The 17,940-nt window shown below is 62.5% G+C and carries 17 protein-coding genes; all 17 read right to left on the bottom strand.

Translation table 11 applies throughout. From position 1 onward, the window contains the following. Positions 1–62: 62 nt before the first annotated feature. Positions 63–323, bottom strand: coding sequence for a DUF3077 domain-containing protein (locus C8K61_RS25840; protein ID WP_108099785.1), 261 nt, complete (start codon positions 321–323; stop codon positions 63–65). A gap of 406 nt (positions 324–729) precedes the next feature. Further along, a complete protein-coding gene (locus C8K61_RS26720) occupies positions 730–1,062 on the bottom strand; it encodes a hypothetical protein (RefSeq protein WP_146174339.1) in 333 nt (110 codons plus the stop codon). 345 nt (positions 1,063–1,407) lie between these two features. Next, the gene (locus C8K61_RS25845; protein WP_108099787.1) at positions 1,408–2,256 is read right to left on the bottom strand and encodes a LysR family transcriptional regulator; all 849 of its coding nucleotides are present in this window, start codon (positions 2,254–2,256) and stop codon (positions 1,408–1,410) included. A gap of 203 nt (positions 2,257–2,459) precedes the next feature. Further along, a complete protein-coding gene (locus C8K61_RS25850) occupies positions 2,460–2,822 on the bottom strand; it encodes a DUF5064 family protein (RefSeq protein WP_108099789.1) in 363 nt (120 codons plus the stop codon). A 143-nt stretch (positions 2,823–2,965) separates the two neighbouring features. Next, entirely contained in the window at positions 2,966–3,847 is an 882-nt protein-coding gene (locus C8K61_RS25855; protein WP_108099791.1) for an alpha/beta fold hydrolase, read from the bottom strand. 98 nt (positions 3,848–3,945) lie between these two features. After that, positions 3,946–4,788: a cache domain-containing protein gene (locus tag C8K61_RS25860; RefSeq protein ID WP_108099793.1), complete on the bottom strand. Its 843-nt coding sequence runs from the start codon at positions 4,786–4,788 to the stop codon at positions 3,946–3,948. 51 nt (positions 4,789–4,839) lie between these two features. Further along, positions 4,840–5,631, bottom strand: coding sequence for a cyclase family protein (locus C8K61_RS25865; RefSeq protein WP_108099795.1), 792 nt, complete (start codon positions 5,629–5,631; stop codon positions 4,840–4,842). Further along, complete coding sequence (locus tag C8K61_RS25870; RefSeq protein ID WP_108099797.1) at positions 5,618–6,613, bottom strand: NAD-dependent epimerase/dehydratase family protein; 996 nt, start codon at positions 6,611–6,613, stop codon at positions 5,618–5,620. Before C8K61_RS25870 ends, C8K61_RS25865 begins: the two co-directional genes overlap by 14 nt. 10 nt (positions 6,614–6,623) lie before the next feature. Continuing rightward, complete coding sequence (locus C8K61_RS25875; protein ID WP_108099799.1) at positions 6,624–7,607, bottom strand: fumarylacetoacetate hydrolase family protein; 984 nt, start codon at positions 7,605–7,607, stop codon at positions 6,624–6,626. After that, complete coding sequence (locus tag C8K61_RS25880; RefSeq protein ID WP_108099801.1) at positions 7,604–8,173, bottom strand: cupin domain-containing protein; 570 nt, start codon at positions 8,171–8,173, stop codon at positions 7,604–7,606. The genes C8K61_RS25875 and C8K61_RS25880 overlap by 4 nt, the downstream gene beginning before the upstream one ends. 13 nt (positions 8,174–8,186) lie before the next feature. Then, complete coding sequence (locus tag C8K61_RS25885) at positions 8,187–9,371, bottom strand: MFS transporter (protein ID WP_108099803.1); 1,185 nt, start codon at positions 9,369–9,371, stop codon at positions 8,187–8,189. 161 nt (positions 9,372–9,532) lie between these two features. Beyond that, positions 9,533–12,001: an RND family transporter gene (locus tag C8K61_RS25890; protein WP_108099805.1), complete on the bottom strand. Its 2,469-nt coding sequence runs from the start codon at positions 11,999–12,001 to the stop codon at positions 9,533–9,535. A 4-nt stretch (positions 12,002–12,005) separates the two neighbouring features. After that, positions 12,006–13,064: a YCF48-related protein gene (locus tag C8K61_RS25895; RefSeq protein ID WP_108099806.1), complete on the bottom strand. Its 1,059-nt coding sequence runs from the start codon at positions 13,062–13,064 to the stop codon at positions 12,006–12,008. Between the two features lie 66 nt (positions 13,065–13,130). Further along, on the bottom strand, positions 13,131–14,486 hold the full coding sequence (locus C8K61_RS25900) for a DUF1329 domain-containing protein (RefSeq protein WP_108099808.1): 1,356 nt from the start codon (positions 14,484–14,486) through the stop codon (positions 13,131–13,133). 10 nt (positions 14,487–14,496) lie between these two features. Then, positions 14,497–16,167, bottom strand: coding sequence for a DUF1302 domain-containing protein (locus C8K61_RS25905; protein ID WP_108099810.1), 1,671 nt, complete (start codon positions 16,165–16,167; stop codon positions 14,497–14,499). A 126-nt stretch (positions 16,168–16,293) separates the two neighbouring features. Further along, on the bottom strand, positions 16,294–17,418 hold the full coding sequence (locus C8K61_RS25910; RefSeq protein WP_108099812.1) for an FAD-dependent oxidoreductase: 1,125 nt from the start codon (positions 17,416–17,418) through the stop codon (positions 16,294–16,296). A 181-nt stretch (positions 17,419–17,599) separates the two neighbouring features. After that, the gene (locus C8K61_RS25915; protein WP_178086509.1) at positions 17,600–17,938 is read right to left on the bottom strand and encodes a Rieske 2Fe-2S domain-containing protein; all 339 of its coding nucleotides are present in this window, start codon (positions 17,936–17,938) and stop codon (positions 17,600–17,602) included. Positions 17,939–17,940: the final 2 nt, after the last annotated feature.

Consider the following 17,940-nt stretch of genomic DNA (forward strand, 5'->3'; position numbering starts at 1 on the left):
CTTCCAGCCCCCACAAAAAAGGCGCCCCGCAGGGCGCCTTTCTCACACACAGCTAACTGCTCTTAAGCAGTTGCCTCGCCCTCCCCCTGCTGGGTCGACTTGACCAACGCCTTGGCCATTTCGCTCAGCGTTTGCACGATGGCAGACCCAAGGCTCTTGTCACGAAAGGCGTCGGCAGCAGAAAGCGCCTCGACATACATCATCAAGTCAGCAGCGCGCTCCAAGGCTTCTTCGACCGGTACGTCTTCGTTAACGGAAAACAGAGGGAGGTCGTACAGATAGTCGAAGGGGTGGCGGGTGGTTACAGCGGTAGATGCTTTCATAGTGGTAACTCTCGGTATGGTTTTAGAAACCACTCCCTATCGCGACCAAGCAATGAGGAGGCAGCTGTACGCAGGTTGGTCGACCGGTACCGAGAGAGCCCGGCACACCCGAAGGTGTCCCGCGCACAGCTGCCATAAAGCAGACGTTAAAACCGCCTTGCCGTTATAGCAGACGCTTTTACTTTCGGTATCCCGGCGACCAAACCGGCATCGCTGAATAGTCAGCGATGGGGAACTGTAGGCCTGTGGACGGGATGAAAAAGTCGGCTGTGGCGGGCGGAGGAGAAGGAACGCGGCTTTGAGGGTGGGGGAAATGGGTAAGAAAAATTGCTAAAACTGGATCAACACCTTTTTGGAAACCTTCAATGGCGCCGAGAATTGGCCGCTGTCGGCCAAAATCTGACAGTTACAACGTCTGGCGGGGATTGCCTGAGCTGAAAAATAGACCAAAGCCTTTCTCGAGGAACGCCACGACTTCAGCGACGCTTTCCTTGCTTGGTAGTACTAGGTCCTGAAGCGAAAGTGCCGGGTTCTCACCGTTTGCGCTGTGAATTACGTGCTCGACCTTAAGCAATGCATTGATTCCTGGCACTGACGGAAACGTAGACTCATTTGGCGGAAAGGAAAATGAAATCATTTCGCCGACTCTTGGTAGTTCGCTAAATTCGATTTTTCCCGAAATGACGCCCGCTGCGGATGGAGCAAGCGTGAAAATAGAGAAATCTATGGCGATTTGCATGGACTAAGTGAGCCTCTTAATGTCTGGTTAACCAATGACCGCTTTTGGCCGATTGCTGCCGGTCACGACAGGCAGTTAATGGTCAGAAGTAGCAAGCCCCGCCAACACGCCGCAGGCAGGCCCTGGTCAAAACCTAATCACTGAAATAGCGGAATCTCTCTTTTTGCCGCCCTCTGAGCCCTTGGATAATCGTGCTTCCCGAGCACCACCAAAGGACGCTGCAATGCCCCACGTCACAAACCATCGCGCTGTTTTTCTGTTGGCCCATCTGCTTGCATTTTCAGTTTGTGTGGCGCTGCTTGGCGGGCTTGCAGTAACACTCGCCGCCCTTGGCCATTATCTGCTCTAGGGGCGCTCGTTGAAGACCTCGGTCAGCGTCTCCGTCAGGTGGCGTAGTTGGCTGTCGCGGTGCGCGGTGTAGAGCACCACGTCGCGGCCTGGCAGTTGCGGTAAATTCAGTTCATCGCTTACGTCGACGCATCCCGCTGGCGCCATGCGCCCCACCATGGCACCCACGCCAATGCCCGCCGAAACCGCCGCGCCAATGGCCAGAATGCCCGAGCCGACAAAGGCCTCGCGCCAGCTGCGGTTCTGCGCCTGCAATGCGCTCGACACCATGCTGCGCATGCCACAGGGCGCGGGCTGAATAGCCAGGGGTAACGGCGCCGTTTCGGGCGCTATGAATGTCTCGCCCGCCATCCAGGTGAACTGCTCGGTGCCGATGCTTTCACCATCCTGCCGGCGATTGTCGTGGCGCAGAATCAATGCGATATCGAGCGTGCCGCGCTCATAGCGCTCTAACAATTCGCGGGAGGTGCCCAGGCTGAAGGCCACGACCACCTCGGGATCGGCCTCCGACAAGCGCCGGAGCCAGCGGGACAAATCTGCACCCACGATATGGTGGCTAACGCCGATATGAAGCGTGCGTTTCGGCGCCTCGAAACTGCGCATCGCCTGCTCGTATGATTCCAGCAAACGCTGGGCATTGGCCTGGAACGCTAGCCCGTGAACCGACAGCGTCACCCGCCGTGGCGTGCGTTCCAGCAAGGCGCGGCCCATGGCCTCCTCCAGCCGCTTGATACGAAGGCTGATGGCAACCTGTGTGGTACCCATGGCCTCTGCCACCCGGGTAAAACTTTTCAACTGCGCCACTAGTAAAAAGGCACGTATGGATTCGATGTCAGGCGATTTCATCAACGGTGTCTGTCCCGGTTGCCGAGGCGTTTAAGGTTACCTCAGCGCAGGCAAAACCCGCAGAGCTTCGACGGCGATGCCCACGGCTATGACGTGATGGTCGGGTTCAAGATGAAGTTCTGAGCGCTCTGGAGAGGCGCCAGAGCAACTGGCCGCCTCTCGATATCAAAAGGCGGGCCAGACGAAGACGCGGGACGTTCTGCTTACTCAAAATGCTCCGGATTAACCGGGTCCCCAGGCTTCATCGCCAGTTGCTCGCGCACGTCGGCAAACATGGCGTCGTAGTGTTTGTGCACGGAGCCGATGCTGCTCATGGCTTTGGGGATGCCGTATTTCTCGGCGATTTTGGTCACGTTGCTGGCGAAGTTATAGGCCTCTTCTTTGGCCAGGAAAAAGCCCTCGCTCATTTCCTTGCCCTGGATGGTGCCGTGCATGGTGAATTGCATGCCTTTGCCGATTTTCGGGTCTTGTGCCACTTCGTAGTCGATGTGCAGGTCGTAGCTGACATCGTTCGGGGTCAGTGCATGACGCTCGATGTGCAGGTGACCGGGGGTAAACGTAGCCATGGTGTTTTCTCCTGAATAGTCCCTTGAGCCCGCTTGACTTGGTGTGATGAATACGCGGGTCTGTTGGGGATCAACGCTAGTTTTTTTCCCGGACTTGTAAAGCCCTGGAGATGAATGTTGCGTTATCTCTTGCCCGCAAAGCGCTAGCGCTCACCAATGCCGGCAATAATCTGCGGCCATAACGCCCGTGGCAGGTCGTGGGCCATGCCCGGTACCAGGTGCAGTGTGGCGCCGGCGATGGCGCGGGCAATGGCTTTGCCGCCGGCTGGGCGCACCAGTTTGTCGGCCAGGCCGTGAATAACCACGGTCGGGGTGCTGATTTTTTCGCAGTAGGGGCGTAGATCGCCGGTGGCGAGAATCGCTGCGAACTGCCTGGCGGTGGCTTTGAAGTCGGCGCCACGGGCAATCTGTAGGCGGATCAAGGCGTCCAGTTCTGCCTCGGGCATTGGGTGGGCGGCGCTGCCGATGGCGCGGAACAGCTCGCGTTGGCGTGAAACGATGGTGTCGGCGCTGGCCCCGGGCGGCGGCGTCGAGACCAGTTTGCGGAATACGCCAAAGGCTGGCGGTGGCAGCAGCGGCTGGTTGGTCGAGGAGAACAGAATGGTCAGTGCGCGCACGCGCTCGGGGTAACGGGCGGCGAACACCTGGGCGATCATGCCGCCCATGGAGGCGCCGACAATATGGGCCGAGGCGATGGCCAGATGCGCCATCAGTTGGGCGACGTCGTCGGCCATGTCCACCAGGGTATACGGCGCTGCAGAACGCAGCCCCAACTGGGCGCGGGCCAGCAGTTTCCACATCGGCGTATCGAAGGGTTTTTTCACCCGGCCCGAAAGGCCCGAGTCGCGGTTGTCGAAGCGGATAACGCGAAAACCGCGTTCGACCAGGCTCTGGCAGAAGTCATCCGGCCACAGCACCATTTGCGCGCCGAGGCCCATGATCAACAGCAGTGGCGGTGCAGACAGCTCGCCCCAATCTTCGTAAACCAGATCGACATCGGTGCAAGGGGCGGTTCCGCTGCGCATAAGGGGCCTCTGATAAGGGAGCGTGAGGGCAGCATGCCGCCTCAGCCCCCCTCTTGCCAAGCCGCCCTCCCCTCAGTGTCCACTAGCCCTGACCTGGGTCACTTGGGGTTGCGGTAATAGCCGACCGCCACCAAATAACCGCCTACCTTGTGCAGCAGCGCGTGTTTGTCTTCCACCTTGCTGGTGACCGGGTTCTTCCAGCGGTAGTCGTAGCCACCTTCAGTGTGTGTGGCCATCAGCGCCAGTATCGGCGCGCCCACCGGTTTGCCCTGGGGGTCACGAATGCTGGCGAAATCGACGCCGAGCAAGCGCAGGTTGTAGCCGTGGGCCAGGTAGCGGTGGCTGGTGAGGTCGACGACAAACACGTACAGGTCATCCTCGCGAAACGCGGGCGACAGCTCGTTGATGGCGGTGAAGCTTGCGGTCGGGTCTTTTTCGATGGCGGCTACTGCCCGGTCGAGCAAGGCCTGGGCCTGTTCCGGGGTGGCGCGCGGCAGGTAGTGGCCGACGGCGATGATGCGCTCCCCTACCCGCTGGAAATACACGCGCTTGCGCTCGACGCGGCCATCGGCCCAGCTTTTCCACCGGTATTCGGCGCTTTGCACGCCGCCGCTCTCGGGCGTTTGCAGGGCCTGTTCGAAGGCGCTTTTCAGCTCCGGGGCCAACACGCTGGACACATTCCGGCCAATCAACACCGCCGACGGTCCACCGCTGGCGAGCATGGTGCCGTGGGTGTCGACCACAAACACGTAGCGGTCGGCGTCGATGAATTCGCCCTGGCGACTGAAGGCCGCCAAGGCGGCGTCTCCCTGGGTGCGGTAGTACTCCACGGCGCTGGCCAGCAGCGCCTGGGTGCGCTCGCCATCGCTGGCAGCGTGGCTGAGGCGGGTTACGGCCAACAGGGCCAGCAGGCAACAACGGATCAGTGTGGCTTTAGCCATCACGCGATACTCCCGGCGACGCCCAGCGCCGCCTGTTCAAGCGTTGCGGGTTCAGGCATTGAAAATCGCCACGGCACGGACAAACCCCGCCGAGGCGTGTTTGATTTTGTACGGGAAGCACGACACCAGAAAACCGTTGGCCGGCAGGCTGTCGAGGTTGGCGAGTTTTTCCATCTGCCCGTAGCCGATGTCACGCCCGGCTTTGTGCCCTTCCCAGATGATCGAGGCATCGCCGGAGGCGGCAAAGCGCTCGCGGGTGTATTTGAACGGTGCGTCCCAGCTCCAGGCGTCGGTGCCGACGACCCGCACGCCGCGCTCCAGCAGGTACATCGTCGCCTCGCGGCCCATGCCGATGCCGGCTTCCAGATACCCCGGCTGGCCGAACAGCGCGCCGGCGCGGGTGTTGATCAACACGATATCCAGCGGTTGCAGCTGATGCTCGATGCGCGCCAGCTCGGCTTCCACTTCGGCAGCAGTGACCACGTGGCCGTCGGGCAAGTGGCGAAAGTCCAGCTTCACGCCGGGTTGCAGGCACCAGTCCAGGGGCAGCTCGTCGATGCCGAAGGCCGGCTTGCCGCCGTCGGTGGTCGAGGCGTAGTGCCAGGGCGCGTCCATGTGGGTGCCGCTGTGGGTGGTGATCTGCAGGCGCTCGGCCGCCCAGGATTCATTGCCGGGCATCTGCTCCAGCTCAAGGCCGGGGAACATCGCGGCCATCTCCGGCCAGCCTTGCTGATGGTCCATGTAGTCGATTTTCGGCAGCAAGGGTGGCGGATCGGTGTAGGGGTTGTTGTCGAGGGTCACTGACAGGTCGACCAGGCGGCGGGTCGGTTTAAGCGCGGACATGGGCAGGTGCTCCAGCTAATGACAGGGGCCGAGGGGCGGCGGGATTAAGGGCATTGCGGATCAGCGTGGCGGCATTGCCGTCGTGGCTGAAACCGAGGGCCCGGGCGTGCGGCGTTTTCAGCGGCGGCAGTTGGCCGAACAGCGCCTGCAGCTGCTGATCGGCGGCATGGCTGATCAGGCTGCGGCGTTCCTCGCCATAAGCGTCGGCCAGGGCATCCAGGACCTGGGCGATGGACAGGTGCAGCACCGGCAGTTGCCACACCCGCTGCGCCCCCAGGGTGCTGCCATCCAGCTCGGCGGCACGTATCAGGTTGGTCACGCAGCAGCGCGCCGACATCCACCAGCAGGTGGCCTCTGGCGATACCGGGCAGCTATAGCGCTCGCCAGCGGCATAGGCTCGCAGCAAGTCGCTCATAAACGCCGAGCGCAGGCCGTTGGGTTCCCGTGGCCGCGCGACAATGCCCGGCAGGCGCAGCGCGCGGCCGTCCACTTCGCCACGCCGGGCCAGGTCGTTGACCAGGGTTTCCACCATGGCCTTGTGCGCGGCGTAAGACAGCTGCGGGTTCAACTCCGCCTGCTCGTTCATCCGCGCCGGCAGTTCGCCGCCATACACCGCCACGCTGCTGGCATACACCAGCACCGGTGGCTTGGCCTTGTTGCGCAGTTGGTTGAGCAGCTCCAGGCTGGCCAGCAGGTTGACCTGATAACCCTGTTCGTACTGCGTTTCTGCCGCGCCGCCGGGCACACTCACCAGGTGAAACACCACATCGACGCCATCGGCCAGCAAACGGCGCAGCAAGGCAGCGTCGGTGACGCTGCCGCTTTGCTGGCGCACGCGCGGGTCGTCTGCCGCGCTAGCGAATTCGCGGTCCAGCAATAGCAACGAATCGATGGCCTGGCCGCGCAGGCTGCCGCGCGCCAACAGGCAGCGCACCAGTTCGCGGCCGACAAACCCATTGGCGCCGGTGATCAATACACGCATACGCGGCTCCTCATGGCCGGGCCTGCACGACACGCTGGTCGATGCCGCCAAACAACGATTGGCCATCGGCGCCCAGCACCTCCATCTGTACCCGGTCGCCGAAGCGCATAAAGGCCGTCTGGGCGCTGCCTTGGGCAATCATTTCAATCGCCCGGCGCTCGGCAATGCAGGCCGAACCGACGCTGCGATCGGCATTGGAAACCGTGCCCGAACCAATCACTGTGCCGGCGCGCAGGCGACGGGTCAGTGCCGCGTGGGCAATCAACTGGCCGAAGTGGAAGTTCATCGCGCCGCCATGGGGGTGGCCAAACCATTCGCCGTTCCAGTGCACTTGCAGGGGCAACTGCACACAGCCATCGCGCCAGGCTTCGCCGAGCTCTTCCGGGGTGAGCGCCAAGGGCGCGAAACTGCTGGACGGTTTGGCCTGCAAAAAGCCGAAACCGGTGACCATCTCTCGCGGCGCCAGGGCACGCAGGCTGACGTCGTTGATCTGCACGATCAGTTTGATGTGCTGCAAGGCCTGCTCGGCGCTGCAGCCCATCGGCACCTCGTCCACCACCACGCCAAACTCGCCTTCGAAGTCGATACCCTGGGCTTCGCTGGGCAAGGGAATGTCATCACGGCCGCCGAGAAAATCATCGCCCGCGCCCTGGTACATCAGCGGTGTGTGTTCAGCTCCGTCGATGGGTTTGAGGTTGAAGGCTTTTTGCATCAGCGCGCCGTGGCTCATAAAGGCCGAGCCGTCGCACCACTGGTACACACGCGGCAACGGCGCCATCGCCTGGGCCGCGTCGAAGGTAAAGGCGCCCACTGCCCGGCCCGCATTAAGCTCATCGGACAGCAGACGCAAACGGGGTTCGGCGCTGGCCCAGTTTTCCAGCGCCACTTGCAAGGTTGGCGCAACCGCTGTGGCCTGCAGTGCCCACTGGTTATCGCGCGAGACCACCACCAGCTGGCCATCGCGGCTGCCGTTATTGAGGGTGGCGAGCTTCATTGGCCACCTCCCAGCTCAGGCGCAAAGCGGCCGTCGAGCAAAATGAAGACCATCCGTGCCATGGCTTCGGTGCGGTTACTCCAGGCGTGGTTGGTGCCACGCTGCACCACCACGTCGCCGCGTTTGAGCTGCACCTCTTCCTCGTCCACCACCAGCCACACCTCGCCCTCGGTGACGATGCCGTAGTCGAGGGTTTCGGTGCGGTGCATCAGTTTGTGTTTGGAATCGGCGGTGCCGGTGCCCGCGTGGGATTGGCCAATCTCGGCAAAGGCGGCAGCAGCATCGTCGGCGCTGATCTGGTTTTGCTGGCTGTCGGGTGGAATATCCACCACGCGGATCACGCTGCCCAACGCGCCTGGGCTCAATTGCAACGGCTTGGCGGTGGGGTCGCTGGCGTTGTCCAGCAAGGCCGGGCTGGCGGCGCTGTTCCAGATTTCATAGAACACCGTGCCGGGTACGGCGGCTAACGGAAACACGTTGGGCGTCGGCCCGCTGCTGGCGATAACCGCCCGGCCGCTAGCGTTGTGGCCGGTGACCACGCGTTTGAACGATGGTAGTTCGTGCATAAAAAATCCTCGCTCAGAGCGACGCTGCAGCAATGGGGGCGGTTTTAGGTAGCCCGAGGCAGGCCAGGGCAATCAGCAGTTGCGCCACGGCGAGCACACCGAGGGCGGTGGGCAGTTGGCCGGGTTGCCCGGCGGTAATCGCCAGCACCACCAACGGGCTGACAAATTCACCGGCAAAGATGGCGGCGGTAAAACCACCTGCGGCGCGCCCGCGTTGGGCAAAGTCGACCTGGCTCATGATCCAGGTGATCAGCGTCGGCAACATCAGGCCGATGCCCAGGCCGTTGACCAGCACAGCAACCACCACCAGCGCATGGTTACCCGCGACTGCCATCAGCAGCCCGCCAACGCCGGCCAGAAAAAACGCCAACAGCATCTGCTTGTGCGGGCTTACCCCGCTCAGCACGCGAAAGCCCAGGGCGCCGGCAAGCACGCCGAGTTGGTTGGCGCCCATGGTCATGCCGATTTGTTGCGGCCCATCGACGTGCATCAGGCTCAGCAGATAGCCGGCCTGCACCGGCACCACAAACAGGCTGACGCCAGCCAGCACGGTCAGCAGGTACAACGGCGCCAGACGCCGCCACGGAAATACGGCGCTTTGCACGGTTGCCGATGTGTCGGCATCGCCTTGCGGCTCCCACAGCAGCTTGGCCATCAACGGCAGAAACAGCAGGCCCACGGCGTACAAGGCAAAGGGTGTACGCCAGCCGTTCTCGCCCAGCGCACCGCCCACGGCCATAAAGATGGCGGCCGACAGCGAGGTGGCAACCATCTGCAAGGCGAACAGGCGTTCGCGGCGGGAGCCGCTGTAGTAGTCGCCCATCAAGGTGGTGCAGCCGGTCATGATCGCCGCTTCGGCCAGGCCGATGCCGGCGCGGCTGGCGACGATGGCGGTGAGCGAATCCAGCCACAGCGGCAGCAGGCCGCAGATGCTGTAAAGCACCATGGCCCAGAGCAGCAAGGGTTTGCGCCCTACCCGGTCGGCAATCAGGCCGGCAAACGGGGCGACCAGGGCGATGACCAGCGCGGGTAGCGTCAGGGCGATGGGTACCAGCACGGTGGCGCCCGGGGTGTCGGCGAAATGCGCCTGCATGCGGGGCAACACTGGGGCCAGAAGTACGGCGCCTAGCACGGGCAGGCAGCTGCCTAGCAGTAGCAAAAGAGACTGTGGCAAACCTGCTTGGCGGTTAGTAGACATAGCGGTCTCCTGCAGTAAGGGTGTTTGCAGGTATCGCGGCTGACCGGAGCGCCGGACGGGCCGCTCCTACGGATTGCACGTACCGTAGGAGCGGCTTGAGCCGCGAGCTTTGGATCTTCGATGGACGCATGGCGGTGTTCTCTTATTGTTGTTCTGGAAAATCAGCGAATAGCGGCGCGCACGGGCGGCTTGGGCAGCGGTTCGGGGCGTTCTTCACGCACGGCCACGGGCACCACGCGGGGTTGGTCCGCCGCGCGCTTTTGTGGCAACAGGAAGTAGGCCAGCGCCGGCAGCAGAATCAGCGCGCCAACCATGTTCCAGACGAACATAAAGGCCAGTAGCACACCCATGTCGGCCTGGAACTTGATCGGCGAAAACATCCAGGTGCCGACGCCGATGGCCAGGGTCACGCCGGTGAGCATCACCACCTTGCCGGTGAACAGCAGCGCCTGGTAATAGGCCTGCGACAGGCTCGCGCCCTGGCGCAACTGGGCCAGCACAATGCTCATCACATACAGCGCGTAGTCGACGCCAATGCCCACGCCCAGGGCGATCACCGGCAAGGTGGCGACTTTTACCCCGATGCCCAGCCACACCATCAGCGCTTCGCAAAGGATCGACGTCAGCACCAACGGCAGCACGGCACAGAGCACGGCACGCCAGGAGCGGAAGGTGATCAGGCACAGCACAATCACCGCCCCGTACACCCACCAGAGCATCTCGTGGCTGGCCTGTTTCACCACGATATTGGTGGCGGCTTCGATACCGGCGCTGCCAGCGGCCAGCAGAAACTGCGCCTGCTCGCTGTCGTTGTCCTTGGCAAAGGCCTGCACGCTGTCCACCACGCGACCAAGGGTGTCGGCCTTGTGGTCAGTGAGGTAGGCATACAGGGTCAGCAGGCTGCAGTCTTCGTTGTACAAACCACGGGGCGCGCCGGCGGTAACCATGTTCAAGGTGGCCTGGTTGTTGACCAGTTCGTACCACTTGGGATTGCCTTCGGAGAGGCCGACCAGTACGCGGCGGTTGAGCAACGCCAGCGAGTTGGTGGAATCCACACCCGGCAAGCCGCGCAACTGCCAGTCGAGGTTATCCACCCGCTGCAAGGTGTCGTAGCTGGAGCAGCCGCCGGCCGGGGTTTTCACCATCACGGCAAAGATGTCGCTGCTGGCGCCGTAGTGTTGGGTCAGGTAGGCGTTGTCGAGGTTGTAGCGTGAGTCGGCACGCAGTTCAGGCGCACCGGCATCGAGGTCACCGATTTTCAGGTGCAAGCTGACCCAGTAACCGCCACCGGCCAGTACCGCCGCCACCAGCACGCACAGGGCGGCCCAGCGCCGTTGGGTAAACAGGTCGAGAAAGCGCCAGATCGCCTGCTTGCCGGCGCCGTCGATTTCCGCCTGTTCGCTGCGCAAACTGCGCACCGCCGCCGCCGGCGTTACACCGACATACGAAAGCAGCACCGGCAGCAGAATCAGGTTGGTGAAAATCAGCACGGCCACGCCGATGCTGGCGATCACGGCCAGGTCCTGAATCACCTGGATCTTGATGATCATCAGCACGGCAAAGCCCACGGCGTCGCACAGCAACGCGGTGAGCCCGGCGAGGAACAGACGGCGGAAGGTAAAGCGTGCCGCCACCAGGCGGTGCATGCCGCGCCCGATGTCTTGCATGATGCCGTTCATTTTCTGCGCGCCATGGCTCATGCCAATGGCGAACACCAGAAACGGTACCAACACCGAATACGGGTCCAGCTGGTAGCCAAGCAACGGCAACAAGCCCAGTTGCCAGACGACGGCCACCAAGGAGCAGGCCATCACCAGCGCGGTGCTGCGCAGGCAGCGGGTGTACCAGTAGAGCACCACGGCGGTGATGACGATCGCGGCGGCGAAGAACAGCAGAATCTGCCGCAGGCCATCAATCAGATCGCCGACCACCTTGGCAAACCCGGTGATGCGAATCTCGATGCCCTGCTGCTGGTATTTACCGCGAAGGTTTTCCAACTCCTGCGCCAGAACGCTGTAATCCAGCGCTTTGCCGTCGGCGTCTTTGGCCAGCAACGGCAGGTAGATAATGCTCGACTGCTGGTCGAAGGCCACCAACTGACCGATCTCGTTGGAGCGCTCGATATTGCGTTGCAGCGCTTCCAGGCTTGGCGCCGAGCCGTCGTAGCCATCGGGAATCACCGGCCCGCCTTCCAGGCCCTCTTCGGTCACGCCAACCCAGCGGGTAGACGGCGTCCACAGCGATTTCATAAAGGCGCGGTCGACGCCGGGCAGCAGGTACACCTCATCATTCAGTTGCTGCAGGGTTTGCAGGTAGGCCGCGTCGTAGATGCTGCCTTTCTGGTTGATCACCGCGATGCGCACGGCATTGCCCAGGCCGCTGAGTTCCTGACGATGCTCCAGGTAGTTGGCAATGAACGGATGATCATTGGGGATCATCTTTTCGAAGCTGGCATTGAGTTCCAGGCGCGTGGCTTGCCAGCCCAACAGCGCGGTCACTAACAGACAGATCAGCAACACCAGGCGCCGATGGTTGAACAGTGCGCGTTCCAGCAAGGAGCCGGAGCGGCTGTCGAAATCGTCCAGGGTGCTGTGAATCGGCGTCGCAGCGGATGAACTCGGGACGTGCATAGGGTTACTCCGCAATCGATGTATGGGCTGCCGCCAAGCGCTGCGGCCCGGCAAAACCAACGCCTACCAGGGCGCCATCGACGGCCTGGGCCACGGCCAGCAACGGTGCGCCGGGCGGCAAGGCAACCGGGCGCAACGTTTCGCCACCGACAGCGCCTTGCAGCAGCCCGCCGGCCTGGTTGACCAGCAGCAACTGGCGGTCGATGACTACGGCCGCGTTGATGGAAATGGGGATGGGATTGCTCAGCGTCTGGAAGCTCGCGCCCTGGTCGACTGAGCGAAACAGGTTGCCGCGCAGACCCGCGACGACCAGGCCGCCAGCAGGCTCCAGCGCCAGGCTGAAATAGCTGCCCTCATAGGGGCTGGTGAGGGTGTTGAATTGCCCGCCGTTATCCTGCGAGCCGAGCAGCAGACCTTGCTCGCCGGCCAGGTACAACTGCTGGCCTTGTTGCGCCACGGCATACAGATGCAGGCCGCGGGGGTTGGGCAGACGGTCCATCCATGACGTCCAGGTCGCGCCGCCATCGTCCGTGTGCAGGGCCAGACCATAAGCGCCTACCACCAAGCCTTCACGGGCATTGGCAAAGCTCAGGGCCAACAGCGGTTTATCCGCGCCGTCAGCGACCAGCCGTTCGGCATTGGCTTGGCGGGGTGCATCCGCCGCCGCTTGCGCGGCCGCCAGTTCCACCGCCGCTGCACGCTTGCCATCCAGTTGCAGGCTCCAGCTGTCTCCGCCGTCAGCGCTGTGCAGCACCACGCCGGCATGGCCCACGGCCCAGCCCTGTTTACTGTCGACAAACTGCACCGCCGTCAGCGTGCTGCTGACCGGCACACTGGCCTGATGCCAGGTGGCGCCGTTGTCGTCGGAGAGCAGAACGATGCCGCGCTCACCCACCGCCACCAGACGTTCGCCAGCACGGGTGATGCCGAGCAGCACCGCGTGTTGGGCCTGCACGCCCTGCACCGCCGGCAGGCTCAGCACGTCCAGTGGCGCGACGGCACCAGCTGATGCACTGGCCATCGCCAGCAACAACAGCGCCAGCGCTTTGCGGTTTTTACTCATGACTACTGCCTCTTGAAAACGGGCAGCGCGTGTTGCACCGCTGCCCTGTACACCTACAGCCTGTGCCTAGCGAATGCCTTCACCGGCCAAAGCATCGGGGGTGAATACCGAGTCGGCGTACGGCGCGACGATGCGGTATTGCTCGTTCTTGCCGGCAAAGATGTCGCCGGCGAACCAGGCCCCGGACAGCAGGTCGTAGAAGCCGTTGGTCAGGGTGACGACGCCAGGCAGATCCGGCACCACCACAGGCGTGGTCCACAGCACTTTGGCCAACTGGTTTTTGCTGTCGTAACGCTCGCCCAGTACAGCGGCCCAGGTGTCTTCATCGAGGTAGTAAGTGCTTTTCGGCATCACATGGCGCTTGCCGCTTTTCAGCGTGGCTTCAACCACCCACACGCGGTGCAGTTCCCAACGCAGTGCGTCAGATTTGAGGTGGTGTTGATCCAGCAATGCTTCCGGCGAGTCGGCATTCAGCACGCGGTTGGAGTTGTAAGGGATATACAGCTCCTTCTTGCCCACCAGCTTCCAGTCGAAGCGGTCGATACGGCCGTTGAACACATAGAGTTCGTCAAAGCTCATCACCCCGGCGGTGGCCGGTGTCGGCGTGTCGCAGCAGGCATTGGGCAGACGGCGCACGCGGCGCTGGCCGGGCAGATAGGTCCACGCGCCGGCCTTATCGGCATCGAGGTTTTCACGCCCCAGAATGGCTTCACCGGCGCGCAAAGGTGGGCCGTCGTTGATCAGGCGAATCGCCCAGAACACCCCATCTTTCTCAGCGCCACCGGGCAGGTAAAACGGCATTTGCATGTCGGCCCGCGAATCGTTGGTCAGCACATGCTTACCATCGGTGGTGGTCAGGTATTGGGTGAAGGTGGTGTGCCAGGACGCCCCGCGCCAGCGCAATAAATGGTTCCAAATGGCTTCGGCGCCATTCTGTGGCAGCGGGAATGGAATACCGCCCTGGGCGTTCTGCGGTGCCGGGCCGGAGGCGCCGTCTACCAGCTTGGCGCTGGCGGCGTTGGCAGCGGTGGCGTCGTAGACCGCTTGCGGTGCAGCGGCAGTACGGTGCGTGGGGTACACGTCCAGGCGATAGCTATCGGGGTACTTTTTCAGCATGGCCAGGGTGCCGACGCTGAGCTTGTCGGCATACTGCGCGGCGTTCTGCGCGTTGATGCTGAACAGCGGTTTTTCGCTGGCGAACGGATCGCCGCGCTTGCCGCCGTCTTTGTAGTTCGGGTCCGCTTTGGTCAAGCCGCCGTCCCAGGCCGGAATGCTGCCATCGGCATTGCCGGCGCGCTCGGCACCCAGCGGTGTCAGGGTGGTTTTCAGGCTGCTGGCATCGGCAGCCATTACGCCCTGGGCGAACAGCAACGAGGCAGCCAGCGCGGTCAGCAAGGCAGTGAAGGGGTTACGAGTTGGCATCTGTAGCTCCTCAGAACGTACGGCTAACGCTGACGGCGACGAAGTCGCGGTCTTTCAGCGATTGCTCGAACGTGTAGTTGTTATTGGCATCGAGGAAGGTGTCTTCCGGACCGTAGAAGTGCGTGTAGGTCAGCCCCAGGGTCCAGGCGTTGAGGTAGTTGCCCTTGATGCCGATGTTGATATCGCCACCGCGGTCCGAACCGAAGCCGGTACCCAGGGATTCCGACTTGCCGTGGGTAAAGCTGAAGCCCATCGGTACGCTGATATCCATGCCGGCAAAGGCTTGGCGGTACATGGGTTCGTACACGGCGCGTAGACTCCAGGCGTCGCGGTCGGCGTTGGGGTCGACGGCATCCGGGTTGCGGGTGACGCTCAAGGTGCGGTTCCAGGCGATCTCGCCGAGGAAGGTGGCTTCCGGTGCGACAAACGACGGTTCCAGGCTGGCCAGCCACGACAGGTTGGCGTGCAGCGTGCGGCCGGTGGCGTACACCGCTTCGTCGGGGTCATTGCTGATGCCATCGTCCACGGCCAGTGCGTGCTGGTTGGTGGACGCCAACGGCTGGTGCCAGCGGGTGGAGAGTTCACCGGCGATGTTGAATTGCTCGACCGTGGTGGAGAAGCTGGCGCCCACCGACTCGATGCCTTCCGGGTACACCCAGTAGTACTCGCCGGCCTTGCCGGTGAGTGGATCGAGCGCGGCGAAGTTGGGGCGCACGTTCAACTGTGGCGACTTGTCGTGGAAGCGGATGGCATAAAAACCCCAGTCCACGGTTTCGGTGCGCCAGCGCAGTTGCATACCGCCCTGCCCCGAGTCTTTCGCGTCTTCGTCTTTGCCGTGGTAGAAGGCCAGCGGCTGGGCACCCGGGAACAGCGGCGCACCGATAAACATGCGCTCGTTGCCATCGCCGAAGAAGTCATCGGTGGAGAAGTAGCTACCGGCAGCCGGCAGGCGGTTGGCTTCCCACTCGAACTGGTAGTAGGCGCCAATGGTGACGTCCGGGGTCAGCTGCAACTGGCCGGACACCTGTTCAACCGGGCGAATCAGTTCCTTGAACTGGGTGTTGGGTACCGACAGGCCCTTGACCACATCTATGGGCGCCATGCCGCCGGCTATGCCGTTCATGCCGTAGAACAGGCTTTCGCCCCACTGCATGGCGTACTGGCCGATACGCCCGGACACCGGCATATCACCGATCTCTGCACGGCCGAACAGGAACGCATCGAGCAGCTCACCTTTGCGCCCGTGCAGCTTGCGGGTGTCGTCCGTGAAGTGGTCGGGGTCTACCGAGTAGCTGTTGACGTTGCCATCGGCATCGTTGTCGTTGGGCTTGTTGTAGACATCGTCATACCAGGCCGCGCCGCTGACGCGGGCACCGACGTTCTTATAGGTGATGTCCATTTCCGAAAGCACATCGAGACGGTTGGAGATCAACCCCTTGTCGAGGTTGTTGTCGCCGTCGTTGAGGTTTTGCGCCTCGCTGAGCTTGTCGGACTTGCCCTCAGTGCGCCAGGCTGCGCTGTACTTCAGGGTGTTGTCCCACCGGGCCCGCAGGTCCGGGTTGCCAGTGTCGAACTCAAATGCCTGGGCATTTGCCGAGAGTACGCCAACCAGCAGCCCGGCCAAACTAAGGGCAAAGGGAGGGCGTCCGCCGCGAAATGCGGCAGTTTGGAAACGAGCCATGGAGAAACCTCGCTATTGTTCTTCTTGTTATCGCCCTCTGTGGGGCGCGGTCGCATCGCAAGTCTTACGGTTACAACTCGGAACCACCGAGCGCGCCGGGTGGCGCCTCGGTGCGGATCTTTTTCCTCAGATAGGCTCAGCCGTACGCGCCAGCATCTGCTTGACCAGGCCAATGCGGTCGAACTCACGGTCGTGCTGCATCTCCTTGTCGCCGGCCAACACCGAGCTTTCGCTGATGTATTTGCAGCGCTCGAAGCGCCGCGCCATAAAGCGTTGCAGCTGCTGCGCAATATCGCCGCCAGCGGTGAGCTCTTCGCTGAGCACCACGGCATCTTCAATGGCCATGCCAGCGCCCTGCCCCAGGTGCGGGGTAGTGGCGTGGGCGGCGTCACCAATCAACAGCACGCGGCCGCGGTACCAGGGCTCATTGACGAACACCACTTCCATCGGCTTGTAGACCACCTGCGAACTGTCGGTAATTTGCTCACGCAGCTCGCCCACCAGACCGGTAAAACCCTGCAGGCGCTCACGCATCTGCTCGGCCAGGGTGGCGGTATCCATCCATGGGTTATTCGGTTCGTGGGAGGTAAGGAAGAGGTACATCAGGTCGCCGGCCAACGGCACCAGGCCGGCATTGCCATCGGCGCTCTGGAAATTGGCCAGGTGATCGATTTCCGGCTTGCGCGGGAAGTTGTAGCGCCACACCGATTGCCCGGTGAAACGCGGGGTGTATGTGTCGCCAAACAACAGGCTGCGTACTTTCGAATAGAGGCCGTCGGCACCGACCACCAGGTCGTAGTCGCCGCTGCTGCCATCGGTGAACAGCACGCTGACGCTGTCAGCCTGCTCGGTGAGGGTTTCCACGCTCAGGCCCAGACGCACATTGGCACCCAGTTCCAGCGCGGTGTTGCACAGTACGTTGTGCAAGGCCAGGCGCGAGATACCGACGTTGGCCGGGTACTCGGGGCCGGCCAGACGCTGACCGGGAATGCGTGCCAACAGCTGGCCGCCGGGGCCGTAGATGGCCACGTCTTCAAAGGCGTAGGCCGCATCGAGGTAGCCGTCGAGTACGCCGAGTTTGGCCATCTCACGCACTACGTTGCTTTGCTGGATGATGCCGACGCCGTACACGGTCCATTCGGCCTTGAGTTCGATCAGGTCAACCGCGATGCCCTTGCGGCGCAGGGCGATGGCGGCACACAAACCACCGATACCACCGCCTACTACCAGAACTTTGCTGACTGCATTCATGGCATGTCTCACTTATTATTTTTGTTCATCGAAGGGCGCAGGCGCCGCTTCGTTGGGGCCACTTTCCGGGCAAACCAGGAAGATGACTAATCGCTTATAGGGATGGGATGTATCGCCTCACGCGATACCTCCCAAACAGACTCAACGGCTCTTCACCCCTCTCCCCAAAGCGGCGAGAGGACTAGATTTGTGTGGCTTGCAACACCAGCCAACCGCCCTCTTCCTGCCACGTCACCGCCTGTAATTTCTCGCCCAGACACGGCCCGTAAATGCATTCGCCGGTATCTGGCAAAAACTGCGCGCCATGGGCGTAGCACATGATCAGTTGGCCATCGGCCGACATAAATCGGTCCTTGCGGTACTCCAGGCGCACGTCCAGGTGCGGGCAGCTGTTGCGGTAAATGCGGATTTCGCCTTGGTGGCGCAGGGCAAAAATGCTGTCTTTGCCACGCTGTTCAGGGTCAAACCCACGCGCCTGGCCTTCGGCTAATTCGTCACTGCGGCACAACGCTACGGCCATCA

Source organism: Pseudomonas sp. GV071 (genome assembly GCF_003050835.1).
GTDB lineage: Bacteria > Pseudomonadota > Gammaproteobacteria > Pseudomonadales > Pseudomonadaceae > Aquipseudomonas.